Genomic DNA, 24,048 nt, shown 5'->3' on the forward strand with positions numbered 1-24,048 from the left:
AAAAAAGGACGCTTGTCTTTTAGAACAAGCATCCTCCATACAAATTTGAAATTTGAGTTTCTTAATAATTAAAAGTAGCACCTAATCCCATTCCCATATCACTATCATAGTGTGTAGTGATTCCAAAGTTTCTTTTGACAATGTAGCGTAAACCTGCCATATATTCTTTGTCGGTATTCCACATTAAATTCATTCGTAGTCTTTTTGAAACTGGAATGTCTTTTCGTTCAAACTGTAAACGTACATTTCCGTCGGTAAAAACTTCGGCTTGAGCGACTATAAGCATTGGTAATGTGTAATTAACCCCTGCACTAAAAACAGCTCTGTTGTCTTTGGTATTGGTTTGCCCAAAAAGATTTCTTTCTTGATTGTCTATTCCCACTTTTCTATATCTCCAATCAAAACCTATAAAAGGCATTAACCATTGCATTTTTCCAATGTATCTTCCAATATGAGTTTCGGTTTCATAACCGTGGTGTTCTTTGTAACCCAATCGCCATTCGGTGCCGATACTCCAACGTGTACTTTGATACATCGCTTCTCCATCGTTTCCGTTTGTAGCAAAATCATTTTCTGCCATAAAATGAAATGCTCTATCATCAGCAAACAATTTGCGTTGTGCCAATTTAGGGTTTGGGATTAATGGATTTGCAGGGGAGTTTTCATAACTAAAAACCCTGCCCATTCCGCTCATCATGTGATATAAAATATGACAATGAAAAAACCAATCACCGCTTTCGGTGGCTGCAAATTCGAGCGTATCGGTTTCCATTGGCATGATGTCAATGATGTTTTTCATTGGAGCGTAATCTTCTTGTCCGTTGATTACCCTAAAATCATGTCCGTGCAAGTGCATGGGATGGCGCATCATAGAATTGTTGTGAAGTATCATGCGTACGATTTCTCCTTTTTTAATTAATATTTTATCACTTTCTGAAACTACTTTGTTATCCAGACTCCAAACATAACGATTCATATTTCCGGTAAGTTCAAACTTTAATTCTTTTACTGGTGCATCTTTAGGAAGGGTTGTCTTGATTGGAGCTTTCAACATGGCATAGTTCAAGGTAACGATATCAGAAAGGGCATTGGAATCATATTGATGGTCCATACCTTCCATTTTATGGTCACCCATATTCATAGCATCTTTTTTCTCCTTGTCTGTATCCTTATCTTTCATTCCCTTTTTGTTCATGTCCATTCCATTCATTTTATCTCCTTCCATATCCATGCCTTGCATTTTATCGTCGCCTTTTCGCTTTAGTTCACCAGTTATTTCCGGATACATAACTACGTTCATATCCATTTGGTTAAGCGACATTTGCATTCCCATATCGTCTAAATCTCCGTTCATTTTCATCATGCCGTTCATCATCTTCATCCCTTCAAAATATTTTAACTTGGGTAGCGGAGCCGTTAATTGCTTGATACCATCACCTAAATATAAGGAAGCTGATTTTGTGCGATCTTCGGATGTAACTAAAAATTCATACGCAGTTTTATCAGCAGGAATGGTAACGATAACATCGTAGGTCTCAGAAACCGCAATGATTAATCGATCTACTTCAACGGGCTCTACATCGTTACCATCGCTTGCTACAACAGTCATTTTACCTCCTGCATAAGTAAGCCAAAAATAAGTGGAGGCTCCGCCGTTTGCAATTCGTAATCGGACTTTATCGCCTGCTTTAAAATGTGAAAGTTGGCTTTCACTTTTTCCGTTTATTAAGAATTTATCGTAGTACACATCGCTCACATCCATAGCGTTCATTCGCTTCCATTCGTTATTAAGTTTGGTTTTAAAATAGCCGCTTCTTATGGCTTCTGCATAACTTTGGGTTGTTCCTTTTTTAATAGCAAACCAATCCGAAGCATTATGCAACATTCGATGTACATTATTGGGATTCAGATCCGTCCACTCACTCAAAACTATGGGCACGGTGGGAATGTCAAGCTCTTCTCTTTTATTCATAGTAAAAGAACCGTACATTCCTATTTGTTCCTGCAATCCGGTATGGCTATGATACCAATGCGTACCGTGTTGAATAATTGGAAATTTATACAAATGGGTAGTATGTGGTTTGATTGGCATTTGTGTAAGGTTTGGCACACCATCTTCTTTGTTGGGTAAAAACAAACCGTGCCAATGCAACGATGTTTCTTCGTTCAGCTCATTGTGCACATAAATTTCTGCGGTGTCGCCTTCTGTAAACGTTAGTGGTGGCATTGGTATTTGTCCGTTTACGGCAATGGCTCTTTTAGGTTTACCCGTGAAATTTACAATGGTGTCCCGCACGTATAAATCGTATCGAACTGTCCTTGGCGGTGTGTTGTTTACAATTGTCTTTATGGAGCCTAAGTTTGCTTTTGGCATATCCATTTTGCCCATCTCATGATTTTTAGGAGCCTCATTATTATCCATTTTCATATTGTCCATGTTGTCCATGTTGTCTTTCTTTTCAGAACTCTTTTTCATGGGCATTTGCATTTCATCATGCTTCTTCACTACCGATTTCTTAACTGCTTTCGGTTTTTCCTTTACCAAAGTCATTCCGCATTTAGGGCATTTCCCTGGCTTGTCAGCGTGAATCTCGGGATGCATTGGGCAGGTGTATGTTACGGATGCCACCTTATTATTATCCGTTTTCATATTGTCCATGTCGTCCTTCTTTTTAGAAGTCTTTTTCATGGGCATTTGCATTTCATCATGCTTCTTCACCACAGTTTTTTTAACCGTTTTAGCTTTTTCCTTTATCAACGTCATTCCGCATTTAGGGCATTTCCCTGGCTTGTTAGCGTGAATTTCGGGATGCATTGGGCAGGTGTATGTTGTGGGCTGCACCTTTTGCGCCTTTTCTTTTTTTGACATATCCATACCTTTCATATCCTGTGCTTGGGCAAAGGAATTAATAGACATAATGAATATTAATACTATAATTTTTTCATTTTTTTAGTTTAAAATTAATTTACTAATTCTTATGGAATTATTTGTCTAATTCTTTGAGCTTTGCTTTCATCTGGTCAATCTCTGCCTGTTGGCTGGTAATGATATTTTTAATTAATTCCTTTATTTCAGGGTCGGTAACCGATGACTCTTTACCCATTAATATTGCTGCAGCATGGTGTGGTATCATTGATTTTAAAAATTCTTTATCTCCAACCGCTGCCTGTTGCCTAATGCCTGCAAAAAATAGAATCAAAGCAATAAATCCAGTGACAACCAGTGAAATATTTAATTTCTTATTTCCGTACATGCTACCCATCACTAGAAGTTCAATTATGAGCATCGGCATGGTCATCAGTCCAGCCATGTAAAATTGGTTTATATTGGGTATTACATTGGCAAAAACATCTACCATTGCATACATTAGTATGTACATAGCTATAAATGATAACACTATCATAATCGCTAATTTCTTGTAAATAGTCAAACTTAATTCTTTTGAATGCTCTTCTGTTGTGTGTTTCATTGCCATAATTTTTTGATTTAAAATTAATTTATTTTTTTAATAGTAACTCCAACTCTAAAATTTGTTTTTTAAGTGATTCAACACTTTTCATTTTTTTTAATTCTGCTATTGATAAAGCTTTTTTACCTGCTTCAATTGCACTTGGATAGTCTTTTAGTTCCGTTGCTATTTTTTGTCTCAAATTAGGATAGTAAAAATTTTGTGGATCTAATTTTTCGGCTTCAATAAGCCAAGCTATTGCTTGTTTGGAATCTCTGTTTGTACTGTAATAATAGTTTGCTGCTTGAAATAATAAATTAGCATCTTGAGTTTTTTCTTTAATGATGTTTTTATCTATTACTGCTAAAATATTTTCATCTGCTTTGCTTTTCAATGGAATTTTCACCATCGAATTTTCCCATATTATTTTTAGAAATCCCTCCCCTTTACTGTTAACATCATTTATTTCGATTGTAAATGTTTCATATAAATTGGGTATGCTTTCTACTGGAACTGTAAAACGAAAAACATCTTTTTTGGCATCGTATCCGGTTTCTCCATGTAATGTAGTATCTGTATTTACAATTATTGTCCACTCCTTTTTAGAAGGTATTGTGAATATTGAGTAACTACCCATTTTTAAAGTAGTATTTCCAAATACAATATCTTCGTTGGTAGTTATTGAAGTACAATCACTAGCGCCAGTTCGCCAGAGTTTTTCAAAAGGTACTAATTCACCAAATATTTTTCTGCCTCTTGCTAGTGGTCTGCTGTAAGAAACTTTGATTATTGTGCTACCCAATTCTTGTTCAAATGATGCAGATGGACTTGCAGAAGTTAGTTTTATTTGAACTTTTTCTTGTGCCGAAATTATTAAAGCTTGTAAAATAAAGAAGTGTATTAGAATTATTTTTTTCATGGTTTTTGATTTTAAATTGATTTTAAATTGATTTTAAATTGATTTTAAATTGATTTTACTGTTTTTTATTATTTTAAATTATTTTTTTATTTTCCTCCAAATTTTTCTAATAGTAGGCGATGAGATATACCAAAGTAAAAAACCACTTAAAACGGTTATTAACCCTAATAATGAAAATAGTCGCAAAACAATATTATTCATATTGTCTCTACCCTCATAATCCATGGTATGGGTCATCCATAAAAAATCAAACCATCTCCAATCGCGGTGTCTAATCGTTTGAAAAGCTCCATCATTTGCTGAAATATAAGCCTTTAAATTATTTGGTTCTTGGTATGAAATAACATAGGCAGGTAGTAAATGCTCTCTATATTCATGGTGTTTCCCTACTTCTTTAATAAGTTGTATTTCTTTTACTTTTAAACCTGATACAATATTTTTATCCGCAGTTGCTAATGCTTCTTCTTTAGTGATTCCTTTTTTTAAGTCTCCTGTTTTGGCATTGTAAAGCATCTTGTCATTAACCCAATAAAAAGGTTGATTATTTATTACCCTTAATTCTATAGATTGAATTGCTATCGAAGGATGAAGTAGGGAAGGACTTATTAAACCTGAAAACGACTCGGCAACAATTCCTTTTTTATGAAATTGAATTCCATGAATATCATCAATATTAGACCAACTAAAATACAGACCGCTAATGGTCCACATTAAGAATTGAAGACCTAAAAATATTCCTAAATATCGGTGAGATTTTCTAATCCATTTTACTTTTTTTCCTTTAATCATTTACCTTTTAATTTTTTTTAAATTGTTAAATAAACTGAACCAACTTTGAAAATCGCATTAAAATTGCAATTATATAAAACAGAATATATTAGAATATTCATTGCCTAATTTTCTATTCCATTCCGCCAGTTTCGGACGAATAACTTATTCCATTCGGTTTTTTGCCTACTGCAATTGTATTAATTACTTTTTGAGTTGTCACATCTATTACTGAAACAGTATTGTCACCACTATTGGTAACATAAACTGTTTTTCCGTCTTTACTAACCACTACACCGTGTGCCTTATTACCTACGGTTATAGTTTTAATAACTTTGTTACTGGTTATGTCAATTACAAAAACTTTATTTGAAACAGGTCTACCCATTGTTTCCCCTTGATCGGCTACATATAACAATTTACTGTCGGGCGTGGCATATAATTGAATTGGACCTTGCGCATCATTTGGTAATTTTATTCTTGTTATTTGAGCATTTTTAATATCATAGTTTACTACTTCTTTAGTATCATACAAACTCGCAAAAATAAATTTTTCATCTTGTGTAGTTGCAACTTGCACAGCCACTCCTCCCAGTGGAATGTCTGTTATTGTGCCATCAGAAATAGTAATAATCGACATACTTTTTGCATCCATATTTGCAACATAAAGTTTTCCGTTTTGATGTCTAAAACCATGTGGTAAATATCCTTTTCCTAACTCAAATTTTTGAGTTATTTTATATGTTTTAGCATCGACTTGAAATATCTGATTTGTTTCATTTGCAGTTGCATAAGCATATTCAGATTTATTATCTAAAACTACATGAGCCAGATGCAAATCCTTACCAAGTTCAATACGTTTTTTTATTGAATTAGTGTTTGGATCGATTACTATCAATTGATTTGTTGCTGTACTATCCATAGGTATCGCCGTCACCCAAACGGATTTCCCATCAGGTGCAACTTGTACGTTATGAGCCATAAACATCATTCCTGAAGAGTCACTAATTGATATTTCTGTATTTTTTGTGCTGTCCTGAAGGTTTATAACAGAAATGCTACCTCCATCCTCATTGGCTACATATACTTTTGCTAATTGCATTGTTTTTTTAGGATTATTGCAGCTGCCAATTATTAAGCCAGCCACTACTAATACTACCATAATCTGAAATTTTTTGAGTACTACAAGATTTTTCATTTTTTTATTATTTAAGTTGATTTTGCTATTTTTTCCATAATGGAATAATCTGAACCAAACTTGCAAATCGCATCACATTGACTTCGCAATTCTGAAAATAGTATGTATTTGATATTCATTTTTGAATTTTTAACAACAGGTCTATTCAATTGTTGTATCACATCTTTTTCGCGACTGTTTGGAATGATGATATAAAATACCTCTTCGCCATTGGAAATACTAAAATACAAGTCGGATAAACGTAAAATACCTGAATAAATACTGGTGCTTTTTTCTACTTCAAATGCTCCAATGATTTTGTTTGTTCCTTTTTTAAACCAAAGTACATCAATGAGTTTAATCGTATTTTGGGTGTCCTTATCTGTTGGTAATTCAGGAAATTTACTAATTGATATAAACGAAAAACTTTGACCATTGAATGCTTTGCTTTTATCATTACTGGCCGGAGTAACATCGTAACCTAATGAACTGCCAATTTTTAACAAATGGTATTGCATTTCGTTATGAAGGTTTTCTGCTAATTTTTCTTCCTGAATTTCTTTTTGGCGTTTTAGTATATTCTTTTCGAACTTTGTGCGTTCGTCTTCGCTTAAATATTCATCGTTACCAATTAGCATTTTTTGTGTTCCAATCTCAAAACACAATCCGGCAATCGCTCCTAAATCGTTAGATAATTCTGCTTTGTGTTTGCTGTTAGTTTCAATTAATGTTTCTCGGATTTTTAAATATTCTGTCCAACTTCCTAACTTCTTTTTGTCTTTGAATAAAAAATTAAATCCGTTGAGAATTGCCGTATTGAATGGCGGAAACCAAGTGGGGTGCAAGAAATATAAAATACTGGCTACCGCCGGACCTAAACCTTTTATTTTTAACTCATCCAATTTAACAATCTCTTTTATAATCTGTTCTTCGGTTTTGGCATTGATGCAGTTTTCGAGAAATTGGCCGAAAGCAATTTTATTGTTTGGATTTTCGTAAATATCTGGAATTCTTAATTTTGGTTTCCAATAAAAAGGATGTGCCACACCTACAAAAATTTGTTTTTGTTCTGCAATACAACTCAACACAAATTCTAAACTACTCCCTTTAAAATCATTTGGAAAAGTCTTGTCTTTGATATCGTCAATGACTTGTAAAATTCCTCTACGAATGGTTCGAAATGCTTTTAGCCTTTGGTCGTTATCGACAAACCAAGTATTATAAACACTTTCGGCATCGGTTTTGTATTGTTGGACTATTTGAGTAAGGTTATTCATTTTAATTTACCATATAAATTTCTATTCACATGTTCTAAAGTTTCAAACGTCTTAATCTTAACGCATTTACAATTACGGATACTGAACTAAAACTCATTGCCAAAGCTGCTATCATAGGAGAAAGTAAAATCCCGAAAAATGGATATAAAACTCCGGCTGCAATTGGCACACCTAAAACATTGTAGAAAAAGGCAAAAAACAAATTTTGTTTAATGTTACTCATTACTGCGTGGCTCAATTTTTTGGCTTTCACAATACCTTGTAAATCGCCTTTTACTAAAGTTATTTTAGCACTTTCTATCGCCACGTCAGTTCCGGTACCCATGGCAATTCCGATGTCTGACTGTGCTAATGCAGGGGCATCGTTGATGCCGTCTCCTGCCATCGCGACAATTTTTCCGAGGGATTGGAGGCGCTTAATTTCATTTAGTTTGTCTTCGGGGAGGGCTCCTGCGATGAATGAACTAAGATCGAGTTCGGCAGCGACGGCTTTTGCGGTGTTTTCATTGTCGCCCGTTATCATTATTACTTCAACACCCTGACGCATCAGTTCTTTTATTGCTTCTTTGCTTGTTTCTTTTATCTTGTCTGTAATGGTTACAAAACCCAAAGCAACCCCATCGATGGAAATATAAGAAACTGTTTTTCCTAGTTTTTGTTCGGCTACAATTTTATTTTCCAATTCATCAGAAACTGTGGCGTTCACTTGTTCCATTAGTTTTTTATTTCCGAGGGCCACTTTTTTATTGGTTACCGTCCCAATAACTCCTTTTCCAGCAATGGCTTCAAAATCGTTGACTTCGATTAATGAAATATTTTTTGCTTTTGCAAAATTGACTACGGCTTGCGCCAATGGGTGTTCGCTGTACTGATTTAAAGAAGCGATATTTTGCAATAGCCCATTTTCGTCATTTTGTAAGGAGAACACTTTTTCGACAGAAGGTTTTCCTTCGGTAATGGTACCTGTTTTATCAGTTATCAGAACATTTACCTTGTTCATATTCTCTAATGCTTCAGCATTTTTTATCAAAACACCTGATAGTGCTCCTTTACCTACGCCGACCATTACCGACATTGGTGTGGCTAATCCCAAAGCACAAGGACAGGCAATTATTAATACTGCAATGGCATTGATAAAACCATAGACTAGGGCAGGTTCCGGTCCAAATTTTGCCCAAACAAAAAAGGTTAAGACAGAAACTACAACTACAATCGGTACAAAATATTTTGCAATGCTATCCGCGAGTTTTTGAATGGGTGCTTTGGATCGGCTCGCATCATTTACCATCTTAACAATTTGCGAAAGCAAGGTTTCCGAACCAACTTTCTCGGCAATCATAACAAAGGATTTATTTCCGTTTATGGTTCCCGCTATAACTGAATCATCAATCTTTTTATCAACAGGAATAGGCTCTCCTGAAATCATAGATTCATCTATAGTACTTTCTCCATCAGTAATTTTTCCATCTACTGGAATTTTATCTCCCGGTTTTACTCGTAATAAATCTCCTTTTTTGATGTCGTGAATCGAGATTACTTTGTCCCCTCCTTCGATAACCAAAGTCGCTTCGGTGGGCGCTAATTTCAATAATTCTTTTATGGCACCGCTAGTTTGACTGTGTGCTCTTGCTTCTAATAATTGGCCTAACAAAACCAAGGTTAATATGACCGTTGTTGCTTCAAAATAAAGTAACACTGTGCCGCTTTCGGTTTTAAATTCATTTGGAAAAATATCAGGAAAAAACATGCCAACCAAACTAAACAAGAAAGCTACTCCAGTACCAATTCCTATCAGCGTAAACATGTTGAGATTCCAGGTAACAATTGACTTCCAAGCGCGAACAAAGAACATCCAACACGCATAAAAAACCACGGGAAGCGTCAAAATCAATTGTACCCAATTCCAGTATGAAATGCCCATTATCTTTTCTAACGGATTATTTGACATCATTTCTATAGTAGCTATTGCGAAAACAGGAATTGTAAAGGCTGTTGCTACTTTCATTTTCTTAAGCAAATCATTGTAAACCTTTTTGTCTTCACTATCTGTAGGTTCCATTGGTACTAAATCCATTCCGCAAATAGGGCAGGAGCCAGGTTCTTCTTTGATTACCTCCGGGTGCATCGGACAGGTGTATAATTTTTTAACCGCACTTAATTCATGAACTTTTTCTAAATTCATTCCGCATACTGGACAACTCCCGGGCTTATCGTAAACCTTGTCTCCTTCACAATGCATCGGACAATAGTATTTGCCTTGAGCATTACTTAGTGAAGGTATTGTATCCATGTTATCACTAGTTTTAGTACTGCAACACGATTTTGTTATTGGCTCATTGACAGTTTTGTGAGTTGTATCGTTAGCGCTACTCATTTCTATAGTGTACTTTCCAACGGTTGTTAATGCCTCTTGAAATTGATCCAGTGGAATGTGTTTTTCCATTGTTATAGTTGCAATTGGAGGATTCAAAGTAACCGTTGCTTGAATTCCATCGATGGCATTCAATGTTTTTTCCACTTTAGAACGACAGCTATCGCAAGTCATTCCGGTAATTTTATAGGTATGTATCATATGTTTTTTAAAATAAAATTTACTCTTTCATTTGGTGTTAATAATGGAACAAAAATGACTGGAAAACTTAATAAATTGTAAACCTCGAAAATTAATCTATGAATGGTTTTTTGTGCTTCTTCGTCTTCTGTTCTTGCATAGTCTTTTGTAAAAGGTAATCGGTCTAAAATAAAAATCTTTTTATAAGACACCCTCTTAATGGCATTAAGTAATTTTTCGTCATAATCAAGATTTAAAAACTGATAATAGGTCATCGCATCAGGAATAGCCCTGTCAAGAAAAACAGTTTCAATAGGTGATAATTCCGCTTCTTGTTCAATTTGCATATCTAGCACAGCTAATTGAAATTGTCTTTTATTTTCTCTTATTTCTTCTAGACTTTTACCTTCTTCCCTCATGCTATCAATGTAATGTCTGGCGTGTTCAATAGTTGTTTTGTAGCCCCTTTTCGATAACATATCAATTACTGTTGTTTTACCTGTACTAGGTCCACCTGTAATAACATACCAATTGGTATCTACTTTTTGATTGTCCATTTTCATCACTTTTAAAATTGCAAGTAGAACATAATTCATTCATACTAGTTTCAATTCGTTTTCTATTTATTATGGTTTTCAACCTTTGGCTATGATTTTTGCAAAGCACGCAGATCGAATATAATATTATTTTTGAACACGTGCCGTCTCAATAATACTATAGGTATGTGTCATTTCTTGCTAAACACTACATTTTCATTCCCTCCATAGGATCATTTCCTTTTCGGAATTTATATTCGCTATTTATGGCATACGCTCCAGTAATGACTACTTTTTTAGATGGATCCATTTCTGATTTAATTTCAATCATCCCATTGGTTTCTACTCCTGTTTCCACCATTATGCTTTCAAATACTCCTGGTCTTTTTTCAATCCAGATGTAAGAAGCATTTTCTTCCCTGATGACAGCATCAGTAGGTATGAATACTCCTTTTATATTGGATTGTGTCAATCTTGCAATTGCCTGCATTCCGGGTTTCAACAGCAAGTTTTGATTGGGCACTTCCATTCGAATTAAAAGCAGTCTGGTGTCTGGATTTATTTCAGGATTTATAAATGAAATTTTTGCGATTATAGTTTTATCAGGATAATCAGTAAATGAAACTTTGGCGTTTTGTCCAAGGTGCATGCTTTTTGCATAATTTATATTCACCTGTGTTTCGAGCCAAAGACTATTTAAATTTGCCAATTTAATTATACCAGTACCCTCCATTGCATAACTGCCTTCTGTTGCTATTATCTCCGAGATAGTTCCACTGCTATTACTATAGAAAATAGTGTACGGAGAAATCTCTTTACTCGATTTTATAGTTTCAATTTGGGCATTGGATAAACCAAAGAATAATAGTTTTTGTTTGGCAGCAATGAGCATCGTACGTGCATTTTTTCCAAAATCACCTGGCATGGTAAGTTGTTTGTATGCTGTGAAGTAATCTTGTTTGGCTATGGCAATATCTTCACTATACAATTGATATACTGGTTCGTTTTTAGCAACATAATCTCCGACCGTTTTGAAGTATAACTTTTCAATTCGCCCCATTGCTCTAGCAGAAATGGTGTTAATTTTTTCTTGATTAATTGTTAAAACCCCTGTATAATTTTGTTCTAAACTGCTTTGAGTTGTTGCGACAGTTTGCGTGATGATGTTCCCCAATTGGAGCTGCTGTTTACTCAAGCTTATCTCGTTTGCAGCTGTGTCGTCACTTTTTATTGGAGTTAACTCCATGTGGCAAATGGGACATTTCCCAGGCTTATCCTCCTTTACTTGAGGATCCATAGAACAAGTGTAAAAAACAGTTTCTTTACTTTTATGTGCGCTATGGTCTTCTTTGTTTTTAGTATTACAAGCTATACATACAGTAAGTAGTATTGATAGAATTCCTATTATATTTATCGTTTTCATAATTATTCGGTTTTAATAAAGCTTTCGCTATCAATTAAATATTGTGCATTTTTAGCAATAGTATCCTCAACGGAAATTCCACTGATAATTTGAATAAAATCATCTATTTCAATTCCTGCTTTTATTGCAGTTGCTTTAAAGCCATTATTCTTTTTTATAAAAACTATTCTCTTGTTGCCAATACTCACTAATGCTTGTTTTTGCAGCCAAACCCCTTGTACTGAATTTGTTTTCACAATTCCTTGTAATCGCAGACCTATTGGGAATTTTAGTTTAATGTTGTTTAGGTATACCCTAATTCTATTGGATTTATCTGCTGGATTAAATTGAGTTTCAATAAAATTTATTTTTGCATCCATGAATTCATTTTTGTCTAATTCTGTAGCAATTTTGATAGCTTGATTGGTTTTGATTAGACTATTGTACCCTTGACTAACATTAAAGATACCCCATACTTTATCTGTATTTACTAATTTAAAAACGACTTCTCCCTTTTTTATGTAGTTACCTTCCTTTATGTTTAATATTTCTGTATTATTACTTGTACTTTGCATCGTCGAATTGCTTGTATTATCCATTTTTTCTGTTCCTTGAATAATTCCAGAAGCTGGACTGTAAATTGAAACTTGAGGATTTACTTTTTTGGAGGAAGACAATGAATTTATCTGATTTTTAGTCATTCCATAAAGCAATAATTTTTGCTTTGAGGCTTTAATAATTGAGGTATTATCGGAATCATTGGAAACTAAATAAATAAAATTTTGCTGTTCTGTCAATAATTCAGGGCTGTATAAATCAAATAATTTCTGTCCTTTAGCTACTTTTTGGTACTTATAATTGACATACATTTTTTCTATTCTTCCACTTATTCGAGCAGCAATATTTACTGATGAATTTGGATCATAAGACACTATTCCAGGTAAGTCTACCTCACTGCTTAATGTCGTGTCTTTAGCTGTTGTAGTTTGATAATTCCCGACGATAAAATTATCAGTAGGTTTCAAAAGATTATCAATAGAATTGTCTTCCTCAGCTTGGCTTTCTGTTATTTTTTTTATCAAAGTCATTCCGCAAATAGGACAATTGCCAGGTTTGTCGCGAATAATTTGGGGATGCATAGAACAGGTGTATACTTCTTTTTGATGTAAATTCTCCAAGTGATTGTCTGATTTTATTGGAAAGAAATAGATAGCAAATCCTATACTAGAAATTACGATTAAAACCAAACTATATTTTAAATATTTATTCATAATTATTTGATTTCTAGTTGTTTTTCGATTTCTACTTGTGTGCTTAAAATATTTTGCAATTTATCCAGAGCATCAATTTGTGCCATATTTAACGCTTCCCAAGCATCCAATACTACAAATAAATCTCCCGTATTATTCTGCCAAGCCAATATTGCAGTATCATAGTTTCGTTTTAAGGCAGGAATGATATTTTTTTCAGCAATATCATATTGTTTTTTTAGGTTTATCAATTCTGTATTCATACCCGAAATCATTCCTGCTGCTTCATTCAAAATCATTTGCTTTTGCCAGTTGAGACCTTCATTCTTGATTTTAAAACTGTTGATATTGGCTTTATTCATTTTTGTTGACCAAGGCATGGGAATAGTAATCATTCCCATTAAAGAGAATTGTTTTGGCTGTTCTCCAAAGGCAAACATATGGTCATATTTGACACCAAATTCTGGTAATAATTTTGCTTTTTCGGTTTCAATTTTTAATTGATTTAATACCATTGTTTTTTCAATAGCTTTAACATCACTTCGGTTTTGGGAAAGTGAGGTTGTATCTGCTTTTATGGTATCAAAATCATTTAATTTATAGGTTTCATCTATTTCAAACAAAGTGTTTTTATCTCTAGCCATCAAGGTATTTAGCATAATTCGCTTCTGGGAAATATCGTTTTGTAACATTACAATCATACTTTGTAATGCACCGTATTGCGATTTTGCTTTGTAATAGGTTGGCAATTTATCCATATTATACTGATAGCGTATTTCCATACTTTTTATCATATAGTCTAAGAGCAATAAATTATCATCCGCAATTTTTATTTTTTTATTTAATACCAGCCATTGGTAATAATTCGTTTTTGCCAGTGCCTTTAATTGATTAATTGTATAACCTTTATTCTCTTTTTCAACAGATGACATTGCATTCATGTAATTGAAATCAGACTTAAGTTTTCTAGCATTCGGTATCATTTGTGTAACACCAACCATGTAAGATCCCATACCAGGCCCCATTTCATCGGCTTTCCATAATTTACTATTGTAAGGCGTCATAAAAAAACCCGTTTCCACTTGCGGAGGCATCCAACTTTTTGCTCCTTTTGCTGCTGCATCCATACTTTGAATATCAGCATCATACATTTTTAGTTGTGGATTATTTGTTTTGATATTCGTCAAAACAGCATCCAACGAAAGTGTTTGCGCCGCCATATTAGCAGTACTTAAAATCAAACAGCTTATTGCGATATAACAGTTATTCTTTAACATCTATAAGTTCTATTTTGCCTTTTGTTTTTAATTCTCGAAGTTTTACCATCTCAAAAACTATAGGAGTTACTAATAATACATAAATTGTTGAGGTAATTGTACCCCCAATGAGTGGAACCGTAATTGGCAACATCACATCGGCTCCAGTTCCTGTTGCCCAAAGGATAGGGATTAATCCAAATAGGGAAACGGAAACGGTCATCAATTTTGGTCTTAATCTTTTGGCAGAACCGTCAATAATGTACTGTTTCAAAATTGCTTCTGTGATTGTTGCTGCACTGTTCCCGTGTTTTTCTACCATTTTGTTCATCGCTTCATTCAAATAAATAGTCATTAACATAGCGGTTTCGATTGCCATTCCAAACAATGCTATAAAACCAACTGCAACGGCTACGGATAAATTTATTCCATAAAAATAGACCATAAAAATTCCTCCAATCAAAGCAAACGGTACGGTTATCATTGTAATCAGTGCTTCTTTCATAGAATGATAGGTGAAGTACAGAATGAGGAAAATAATGATGACAACTATAGGTAAAATCATGCTTAATGTTTTATTGGCTCTGATTTGGTTTTCCCATTGTCCGCTCCACTCCACATAATAGCCTTTTGGCATTTTAGTGATCATTGCATTCAATTTTTTTTGCGCTTCTTTTACCGTACTTCCTAGATCACGCTCTCGCACATTAAACAGGACACTGCCTCGTAGCATTGCATTTTCGCTATTTATCATTGGAGGACCATCGCTTATTTTTACATCGGCAACGGCTTCTAATGGAATAGGACCAAACTCCATTGTTTGCACTTGGAGTTTTTTTAATGCCTCAATACTATTTCTGTATTCTTGAGCATATCTTGCATTTACAGAAAATCGTTGTCTTCCCTCAATGGTTGTAGTAAGTTTCATTCCACCAATAGACGCTTCTACCACATTGTTTATATCATCTATTGTAAGTCCGTATCTGCCAATGGCCTCTCTTTTTGCCTCGATATCGATGTACTTTCCGCCAGTAATCGGTTCCGCATATAAATCTTTTACGCCAGAAGTACCTTCAAGGGCTTTTTTTATTTTTTGAGATAAAACATTGATAGTGTCTAAGCTTGCTCCGTAAATCTTTATTCCTACATCGGTTCTAATACCAGTAGAAAGCATATTAATCCTATTAATGATGGGCTGTGTAAAACCATTCGTAACTCCTGGAATTTGAAGTTTATTATTTATTTCATTAACAATATCGGCTTTCGTTTTGTCTTCTCTCCATTCGTTTTGGGGTTTCAGCAAAACAATAGATTCAATCATGCTAATTGGACTATTATCGGTAGCAGTATTAGCCCTTCCTGCTTTTCCCAATACGTGTGCTACTTCGGGTATCGATTTTATCAATTTGTCTTGCACTTGTAAAATTCGTTTCACTTCAGAATTGGATACATCTGGCAATGTTACAGGCATAAAAAGCACGGAACCTTCATCTAAAGGTGGCATAAATTCTGTCCCTAAACGGGTAAACATTAAAACGCCAATCAGGAGCGCAATTATATTAATACCTAATACTGTTTTCCTCCATTTTAAACAAAAAATTAAAATAGGAGTATATATGCTTTCCAGTTTTTTATTAATTGGATTTTTGTTTTCTGGACGAAGTTTACCTTTAAGCAGAAAACTAATTAGAACTGGAGTAAGTGTAATGGCTAAAAAAGCATCTACTATAAGTATAAACGATTTTGTCCAAGCCAATGGGCTGAATAATTTACCTTCCATACCTGTGAGAAGAAATACAGGTAAAAAAGATGCTATTACAATGAGTGTTGAATAAAAAACACCTGGGCCAACTAATTTCGAAGAACTTTCTATAAGTTGTAATTTTTCTTCAGAAGATAACGGGTCGTGTTCTTTTTTGAATATATTTTTTATTTTGTCTTTCATTTTATTTCCGAATTATTTTGATTACTCTCCATCTCTTCCTGTTTCTCCGAAATTGTCCTATACGCATTTTCCACCATTACAATTCCGTCATCGACGACAACACCTATAGCTAATGCAATACCCGTTAATGACATGATATTAGATGATATACCAAATGCTTCAAGCAAAATAAAGCCAATGGCCACAGATATAGGCAATTGTATTAAGATAATTAAAGCACTTCGCCAATGAAAAAGAAAAAGTAGTATGACAATTGAAACAACAATCATTTCTTCTATTAAAGTTCCTTTAACAGATGCGATTGCATTTTCTATCAATTCACTTCGGTCATAAGACGTTTTAAAAGAAACGCCTTCAGGCAATCCTTTTTCAACTTCTTTCATTTTTTCTTTTACTGCTTTTATAACTTTATCTGCATTTTCACCATAACGCATGACTACAATTCCTCCTACAACTTCACCTGTTCCATTTTCATCAAAAATTCCCAAGCGTAAATCTCCACCCATTTGTATCGAACCAATGTCTTTTACCTTTACTGGAACGGAATTATAATTTTTAATAGCAATATCTTCTACATCTTTTATGTTTTTTATGTACCCTAAACCTCTTACTATGTAAGACATATTACTCATCTCAAATTTTCGACCACCAACATCATTGTTATTTGCTTTGACTGCATTCATCACTTCCATCATACTCACATTATAGTACTGCATTTTCAAGGGATCTAGCACTAATTGGTACTGTTTTTCAAAACCACCAAATGATGCTACTTCAGCCACGCCAGGAACAGTTTGTAATGCAAATTTCACGTACCAATCTTGTAAAGCTCTTTGTTCTCCCAAGTCCATACCGTTAGCCTCTAAATGATACCAAAAGACGTGACCAACTCCAGTTCCATCTGGGCCTAATGTCGGCACTACGTTTTGAGGTAGTAATCGTTGGGCATAATTTAATCTTTCCAATACACGAGTTCTTGCCCAATAGACATCTACATCATCTTCAAAAATGATATATACAAAGCTCATCCCAAACATAGATGCACCACGAATATTTTTGACTTTTGGTATACCTTGTAGGTTAGAGACCAAAGGATAGGTTACTTGTGCTTCTATAACCTGCGGGCTTCTTCCCATCCATTCCGTGAAGACAATGACTTGATTTTCGGATAAATCTGGAATGGCATCTATAGGATTTTGTTGCACGCTATAAATACCCCAAGCTAATAAGCAAGCTGAGACGAGAAGAACAACAAATCTATTTTTTAGTGAAAATGATATTAATTTTTCTACCATAATGTTTAGTTTTCTAATGAAAGACTATCTTTTGTTTTATTTATCCAATTGATTACTTCCTCTTTTTGAGCAGGTGTTACTATTGCATTTTTATGAAGTAACGTGTAGGACGCTAAGGGCATTTCATCAGATTTTATTTGTTTGATGATAGCTTCTAATTTGTTTTCTTGTTTTCGCTTGGAGTACTTTCCAAATTCATTAAAGTTCAAATCCTTCTTACCATCTTTAATGTGTTCTTCCATAAAAAACCGTGCTGGCTGAATGTAAGAATATAATGGATAATTAGTATTGTTACTGTGACAATCGTAGCAAGATGTCCGTAAAATAGTTTCAACATTTTTAGGAACATCGTACATTTTTGTGAAATTTGCAGTTAATTCCTGCTCATAACTTTCATTACGAGCAGGTTGATATAACTGCATCAACAAAAAAATAACAAACCCGATTATGAGTATTTTCTTGATGATTTTTTTCATTTTATAATTGTTTTTTCATAGAACCACAAGTAAGCATTTTCGAACCGTAGTAAGGATTTTTTATTTCTTTGCTTTCACTTATCCAAATAGCCCCTTTTCCTTCATTATACATAGGACAAAAATCTTGATATAGTTTTTGTTTTGCTCCAAATATTTTTATCAAATCATTCACATCTTTACTCAACATCGCAAAATGTTCTCTTTGGTGGTCAATTTTCCCACCATTATCACCAATGTGTTCTGCGTGTTCTTTAGCATCATCAGCAATATCAATATATTCTGTTTTCAATTTTGGATCTATTGCATTAGTATTGACTTTATTGAAAGTTGCATATAATGCTTTACCCGCATTGGCTGCTCCTTTTGTATCGTCTTTTGTGAGTGCGTTTTTGAGTTTTAAATAACCAGAGATTATTTCGCTTGTTGAAAATGTTGTTTGGGTAACCGATGTAGCTTCAGTATTAACTTCAACTGTTGTTGTATCATTATGACTATGACTACCATCAGTATGATCATGAGCTGCTTCATTTTGTACAACTGGTTCGGTTAATTCCATTCCACATTTTGAACATTTTTCACCTTTTTTTCCTGTAACCTCTGGGTGCATTGGACACGCGTATAATTGCGAGGTACTCTCTGTTGTTTCCGAATTAGTTGTTGCAGCTTCTTTATTTTTTTGATTACAAGAAACAAGTACAAATGCCATCGCTATGGCTGAAAGGATTAGATTTTTCATTTTATTATTTTTTTTAATTGATATTGTTGGTATTTGCAACATTTTTTGATGAATATTTTTTTGAAAACCCATTTTTATATAGAAATTAATTTTTTCATTTTATAGGGTCATTAAAATCATTGCATCCTTATTATTGGTATCATGTGCATTGAATTAAACTAAAAGGAAATTTAAAATTTATGCGACTGGATTATTTTTTCTTACCCTCCGTTTTAGCCATTTCCATTCCACATTTAGGACATTCCCCCGGTTTGTCAGAAGTTGAGCCATCCATTGGACAAACATATTTTGTTACAATTTTAGTTTTAGGTTGACTGCCTTTTGTAGCGTGAGTATCTATCTTTTCGGTAATTTTTACCATTCCAGTTCCACATTTAGAACATTTCCCTTCGGTATCAGAAGTTGAGCCGTCCATTGGACAAACATATTTTGTTACAATTTTAGTTTTAGGTTGACTGCCTTTTGTAGCGTGAGTATCTATCTTTTCGGTAATTTTTACCATCCTAGTTCCACATTTAGAACATTTCCCTTCGGTATCAGAAGTTGAGCCGTCCATTGGACAAACATATTTTGTTACAATTTTAGTTTTAGGTTGACTGCCTTTTGTAGCGTGAGTATCTATTTTTTCAGTGGTTTTTACCATTGTCATTCCACATTTGCTACATTTTCCTTCTATTAAACTCACTTCTTCTGGATGCATTGGGCAAGTATAAGTTGTTTTTTGAGCTTCCTTTTGCGAAGATTTTGTAGCTTCTTGAGCTGATGCTACTGTGCTAACTGCTAAGAATACGCTTAGTACGATAATTAGATTTTTCATTTTTTACAGTTTTAATTAATTGTTTATAATATTAACACTGATCAATTGCAAGCCATTTTAATCGTTTATCAAATTTACATTTGATATTTTAGAAATTAATAGTTTACATTTTTATTACAACCCCATTTGGTTTTTTACCAACATTGATTGTTTTAGTAACGGTATGATTGGTAACATTTACAACAGAAACTGTATTTGCTGTTTGGTTGGTTACATAGGCAGTGTTTCCGTCCATAGTGAAAGAAATTGCGTGAGCACCAGCACCCGTATTAAAAGCGCCACCGTGCATCCACATCATCATACCAGCATCCCAAGTCCAATAATGTACTTTTCCATTCATTGGATCTGAAACCCATAATTCGCTTTTTGTTCCGTTGTGTGAGGCAATTCCGGGCATAAATCCTAAAATAATAGTTTGGTCAACGGCATTTGTAGCTACATTTATAACAGAAATAGATTGTCCGTCTTCGTTATCAACATACATTTTACCATCTGTACCAGTCCAAGCTCCAACAGGATTGTTACCAACTGTAACCGTTGCAACTACTGATTTTGATGCTACATTGATTACTGAAACGTTATCATCATCGCCATTAGCAACATAGGCTTTTGTCCCGTCCGAAGAGAAAGTTAATTCTGCAGGCATCATACCTACAGTAATTGTACTTTTCAACGCATAAGTTGTAGCGTCATACACCAATACTTTTCCGTTCATATCCATTTGAGGCACCCAAATTTCTGCACCATTTGGAGAATAAATAGTATTGTGGTTCATTACAGGTAAACCCATTTTTTTAACAATTGAACCAGTTGTTGCATCAATAACAACAAGTTTACCCGACATAGTTCCTGTCACTGCGTGTCCTGCGCTTAAATCCATTCCCGGAACTCCAATTGCAAGATGATTTGAATGTGAAGAAATATGGTGTGGCCACATTATCATATCTGTACCGGTTCCCATCAATGGAATAGTTCCTGTAACTTCATTAGTTGATAATTTGATTACTGAAATTGTTGCATCTTCACCATTGACAACATACGCTGCTGGATAATTAACGTTTAATGCTGCATTTGTCATATCCATATTATCATCTTTATTACAAGATGATAAAAGTATTGCTCCAATTATTGATGCGGTAAAAGATATATTCTTCATTTTTTAAAGTTTTAATTTTATTATTTTATTATTTTATTGTTTCTACTGTTTTACCACAACTCAACATTTGTGATCCGTAGTAAGGATTTTTAACTGTATTTTCTTTACTTAACCAATTGGCATCTTGCATCGGGCAATATTGATAATAAACCGGTTCAGTAAATTTTGAAACTTTTATCAACTCATACGTATTTTTAGATAATGATTTGAAAAGTTCTCTTTGCTTTTTGATATCCTGTGTTTCAGAAATATTTTTTGCATCAGCAGTTAAATCTTTATAAACTTTCATCCAAGTCATATGTACATCCATTTTCAATGTTTCCATTTTTACGACAGTGATTGCGGTTAAAAAATCTTTTGACTTTGCAGAAGCCGTTTTACTATCTGTTTTTACCAAGGCATCTTTCAATGAAAAATAATTATCGAAAACTGGTTTTAGTTGGTCTGTTCCTTGGTTTTCAGTCATTGTAGAATGGTCGTTCATTTCCATTTTAGTTTCTTCGGATTTTGTTTCCGTTTTTACTGCAACTTTTGCTTCACGATCGTATTGACAACATCCCGGAAGTTTTGAATATGCAGCATCTGGAGCAAGGAATTTTTCGCTATCATAACCCGCAAGTGCAATACGTTTTAAGATTTCATCCTGATTGGTTTTTTTAGCATCATAAGTAAGCGTAGCCATTTTGGTGTCTTTATTCCAATCAACATTGGCAATTTTCTTGAGACTTCCTGCTTTTTCTATGGTGGTTTCGCACATTCCACAATTCCCGAATATTTTTACGGTTTCAGTTTTAGCGTTTTTGATTTGCGCATTAGACACTGTGAATGATAGCAATAGAGTTATTGCCATCACTATTTTTTTTAGTGATTTCATTGTAAAATAATTTTAAATTGAATTAGTTAAACAAGAACAAAATGACAGCACAACAAAGCCAGCCTTTTGAAAATGAAATTAACTGAGAAAGTAAATGATTTAAAGCAATAATTGCTTTTGATTTGACACAATTATGGCTATCAAATTTAAAATTTAGCCTATTTTTGGTATAAGCCATAAAGAATTGAAACCAGAAGAAATGGAGGTTTCGTAATTGTAAAAATTTTGTTTTTCTGAAAAGAAATTAAAAATATTTTTATTAAAGTTCAATTCATTAATAGAAACAGATGTGTTGCAAGAAGAAGCACAACCACATTTAGAATGGCTGCATTTTCCTCCACAACCTTTATGATTTTTATTCTTCGAATGATTATCACCTTCGCAACAATCTTTTTTATCTGTTTTAGAAGAGATTTCTTTTTTGCAAGATTGTTTTTCTGAATTGTTTCCACACGCAAAAGTTACCATTGGCATCAAGAAGAAGCCAAGTACAACGATTAATAAAATGTGAAACTTTTTCATTTGTATAGAAAATCTAATATTGAACAAAGTTAGAGAAATAATCTTAATTTTCAATAAAGACTTGTTAAAAAAATTTCATCACTACTATTTTGTTTTGATTTATATTCTCATTAAAAGTATTATTAGGGAAGCAAATAGATGAAGCAAATAGATGAAGCAAATAGATGAAGACTAAACTACTTTAATCTTTGTTATGAGTGTTAATCTCATCTATGTAAAATTTTAAATCATATAAATGGATTAATTCCTCATTATAATCTGGTATTTGAGCCAGTTGATATAAATTTTAGTTTTTCAGGAAAACTATTATATCGAAATTTTGAGTTTTCTCATCATAATCTAAAGTTAGAAATTTGAATTCACTAGCTTTTAATGTGATTTCATGGAAGATATATGACTATTCAAATCCATCGATAATTTTATCAATTCTTTCCGTTTGTGGAATAAAAGCGATGAATTTCCAGTTCTTCAGTTGGGATACGTTATCAATTAACTGGTTTCATAATCAACAATTATATTTCTTTTAATTTGTAAAAATTACTAATCTACATGTTACAAGTGTTCAGTAAATTAAAAACGATCTTTTAGTCCTAAAAACAAAAATACTGATTATCAATTAATTAAACTGTTTTTATTTCAGCGGGGTGTCACTAAACATAATTGAAGAATCAATTATAATAGAACATTTACAAAAAAATTAACATTCGAGTCAGCTAATAAAATTGTAGATTTGTGCCCAGTATGACAAAAAAGTTCTACATATTGCTACTCGTTACGCTTGGTTTTCTTTTGGGACCAACGCTTACTTATGCGCATGGGACAAAAAAAGAAATGCCATGTTGTAAAAAAGAATTTACAGTAAAAGACTGTTGCAAGAAAAAAGATTCTAATAAGAGAGAACACAATTGCGATACTAGTTGTTTAAGTAATTCTTGTGGTTGCCCAACTGCTTACTGTGGCTATAGCTCTATTCTTAATTTTCAAACAGAAAACAATTCACTTTTTAGTTTTTCTGAAAGAAAACAAAATCACTATTATTCAGAAATCTTTATTTCTTCAGATTTCCGTTCTATCTGGCTTCCACCTAAATTAAGCTAGATTCCTTTTTGACATCCATAAGTCTGTCTCTTCCAAAGCCTATTTAAGGCTAAAAATTATTAAAATATTTAATCCGATTCATTTTCAGATATAGCTGTATTTGCTATGCTTCTGTCATGCTTTAGGATTAATTCATTCAAAATTATAAAAACAATGAACTCAATAAAAAAATTATTGATGGCAATGACTCTATTGCTATCAGTCACTTTCGCCAGCGCGCAAATAAAAAACAAAACAACTGAAACCGTAAAAATCAATGGTAATTGTGGCATGTGCAAAAAAACTATTGAAACGGCTGCAAACATTGATAAAGTTGCCAAAGTAAATTGGGACACGAACACCAAAACCGCTACAGTTACCTACGATACTAAGAAAACCAATCTTGATGCCATACTAAAACGTGTTGCAGATGCTGGATATGACAATGAAAAATTTAGTGCCCCAAATGCTGTTTACGATGAATTGCACGGATGTTGCCAATATGATAGAGAAGCAAGTCCTAAAAAAGCGGAGTAATCATAATCAAATCATTTAAATTAAATTT

The 24,048-nt window shown here is 33.7% G+C and carries 20 protein-coding genes; 1 reads left to right on the plus strand and 19 read right to left on the minus strand.

What is annotated here, in order from left to right; genetic code table 11:
* Positions 1 to 61: 61 nt before the first annotated feature.
* The 19 genes from CLV00_RS11710 to CLV00_RS11800 form a co-directional block, all read right to left on the minus strand.
* The gene (locus tag CLV00_RS11710; RefSeq protein WP_233206896.1) at positions 62 to 2,869 is read right to left on the minus strand and encodes a multicopper oxidase domain-containing protein; all 2,808 of its coding nucleotides are present in this window, start codon (positions 2,867 to 2,869) and stop codon (positions 62 to 64) included.
* 115 nt (positions 2,870 to 2,984) lie between these two features.
* Positions 2,985 to 3,470 carry a DUF305 domain-containing protein gene (locus CLV00_RS11715; protein WP_233206897.1) on the minus strand — a complete coding sequence of 162 codons (486 nt, stop codon included), beginning with the start codon at positions 3,468 to 3,470 and terminating at the stop codon, positions 2,985 to 2,987.
* A gap of 28 nt (positions 3,471 to 3,498) precedes the next feature.
* Positions 3,499 to 4,368, minus strand: coding sequence for a DUF2911 domain-containing protein (locus tag CLV00_RS11720; RefSeq protein ID WP_099715369.1), 870 nt, complete (start codon positions 4,366 to 4,368; stop codon positions 3,499 to 3,501).
* A 78-nt stretch (positions 4,369 to 4,446) separates the two neighbouring features.
* Positions 4,447 to 5,157, minus strand: coding sequence for a PepSY domain-containing protein (locus tag CLV00_RS11725; protein WP_099715370.1), 711 nt, complete (start codon positions 5,155 to 5,157; stop codon positions 4,447 to 4,449).
* 112 nt (positions 5,158 to 5,269) lie between these two features.
* Complete coding sequence (locus CLV00_RS11730; RefSeq protein WP_143394893.1) at positions 5,270 to 6,334, minus strand: hypothetical protein; 1,065 nt, start codon at positions 6,332 to 6,334, stop codon at positions 5,270 to 5,272.
* Between the two features lie 11 nt (positions 6,335 to 6,345).
* Entirely contained in the window at positions 6,346 to 7,590 is a 1,245-nt protein-coding gene (locus CLV00_RS11735; RefSeq protein ID WP_099715372.1) for a hypothetical protein, read from the minus strand.
* A 34-nt stretch (positions 7,591 to 7,624) separates the two neighbouring features.
* Complete coding sequence (locus CLV00_RS11740) at positions 7,625 to 10,162, minus strand: heavy metal translocating P-type ATPase (RefSeq protein ID WP_099715373.1); 2,538 nt, start codon at positions 10,160 to 10,162, stop codon at positions 7,625 to 7,627.
* On the minus strand, positions 10,159 to 10,698 hold the full coding sequence (locus CLV00_RS11745) for an AAA family ATPase (protein WP_099716323.1): 540 nt from the start codon (positions 10,696 to 10,698) through the stop codon (positions 10,159 to 10,161). The genes CLV00_RS11740 and CLV00_RS11745 overlap by 4 nt, the downstream gene beginning before the upstream one ends.
* Positions 10,699 to 10,885: 187 nt before the next feature.
* Positions 10,886 to 12,100, minus strand: coding sequence for an efflux RND transporter periplasmic adaptor subunit (locus tag CLV00_RS11750; protein WP_099715374.1), 1,215 nt, complete (start codon positions 12,098 to 12,100; stop codon positions 10,886 to 10,888).
* A gap of 2 nt (positions 12,101 to 12,102) precedes the next feature.
* Positions 12,103 to 13,350, minus strand: a complete 1,248-nt coding sequence (locus CLV00_RS11755) for an efflux RND transporter periplasmic adaptor subunit (RefSeq protein WP_099715375.1) — start codon at positions 13,348 to 13,350, stop codon at positions 12,103 to 12,105.
* A 2-nt stretch (positions 13,351 to 13,352) separates the two neighbouring features.
* Positions 13,353 to 14,606, minus strand: a complete 1,254-nt coding sequence (locus CLV00_RS11760) for a TolC family protein (protein WP_099715376.1) — start codon at positions 14,604 to 14,606, stop codon at positions 13,353 to 13,355.
* Entirely contained in the window at positions 14,593 to 16,530 is a 1,938-nt protein-coding gene (locus CLV00_RS11765; RefSeq protein ID WP_099715377.1) for an efflux RND transporter permease subunit, read from the minus strand. Before CLV00_RS11765 ends, CLV00_RS11760 begins: the two co-directional genes overlap by 14 nt.
* Positions 16,527 to 17,825 (minus strand): efflux RND transporter permease subunit, encoded by a 1,299-nt coding sequence (locus CLV00_RS11770; protein WP_099715378.1) that lies wholly within the window; start codon positions 17,823 to 17,825, stop codon positions 16,527 to 16,529. Before CLV00_RS11770 ends, CLV00_RS11765 begins: the two co-directional genes overlap by 4 nt.
* 5 nt (positions 17,826 to 17,830) lie before the next feature.
* Complete coding sequence (locus tag CLV00_RS11775) at positions 17,831 to 18,301, minus strand: heme-binding domain-containing protein (RefSeq protein ID WP_086452985.1); 471 nt, start codon at positions 18,299 to 18,301, stop codon at positions 17,831 to 17,833.
* 1 nt (position 18,302) lies between these two features.
* Positions 18,303 to 19,037, minus strand: coding sequence for a DUF3347 domain-containing protein (locus CLV00_RS11780; protein ID WP_099716324.1), 735 nt, complete (start codon positions 19,035 to 19,037; stop codon positions 18,303 to 18,305).
* Positions 19,038 to 19,227: 190 nt separating this feature from the next.
* Positions 19,228 to 19,854, minus strand: coding sequence for a heavy metal-binding domain-containing protein (locus tag CLV00_RS11785; protein WP_099715379.1), 627 nt, complete (start codon positions 19,852 to 19,854; stop codon positions 19,228 to 19,230).
* Between the two features lie 103 nt (positions 19,855 to 19,957).
* Positions 19,958 to 21,010, minus strand: coding sequence for a YncE family protein (locus CLV00_RS11790; protein ID WP_099715380.1), 1,053 nt, complete (start codon positions 21,008 to 21,010; stop codon positions 19,958 to 19,960).
* A 28-nt stretch (positions 21,011 to 21,038) separates the two neighbouring features.
* Complete coding sequence (locus CLV00_RS11795; protein ID WP_099715381.1) at positions 21,039 to 21,884, minus strand: DUF3347 domain-containing protein; 846 nt, start codon at positions 21,882 to 21,884, stop codon at positions 21,039 to 21,041.
* A 153-nt stretch (positions 21,885 to 22,037) separates the two neighbouring features.
* Positions 22,038 to 22,406 (minus strand): hypothetical protein, encoded by a 369-nt coding sequence (locus tag CLV00_RS11800; protein ID WP_086452989.1) that lies wholly within the window; start codon positions 22,404 to 22,406, stop codon positions 22,038 to 22,040.
* Positions 22,407 to 23,657: 1,251 nt separating this feature from the next.
* Here CLV00_RS11800 and CLV00_RS11810 point away from each other — a divergent pair.
* Entirely contained in the window at positions 23,658 to 24,020 is a 363-nt protein-coding gene (locus CLV00_RS11810) for a heavy-metal-associated domain-containing protein (protein WP_086452991.1), read from the plus strand.
* The last annotated feature ends 28 nt before the right edge of the window (positions 24,021 to 24,048 follow it).

The organism is Flavobacterium sp. 11, from assembly GCF_002754315.1.
Classification (GTDB): Bacteria; Bacteroidota; Bacteroidia; order Flavobacteriales; family Flavobacteriaceae; genus Flavobacterium; species Flavobacterium algoritolerans.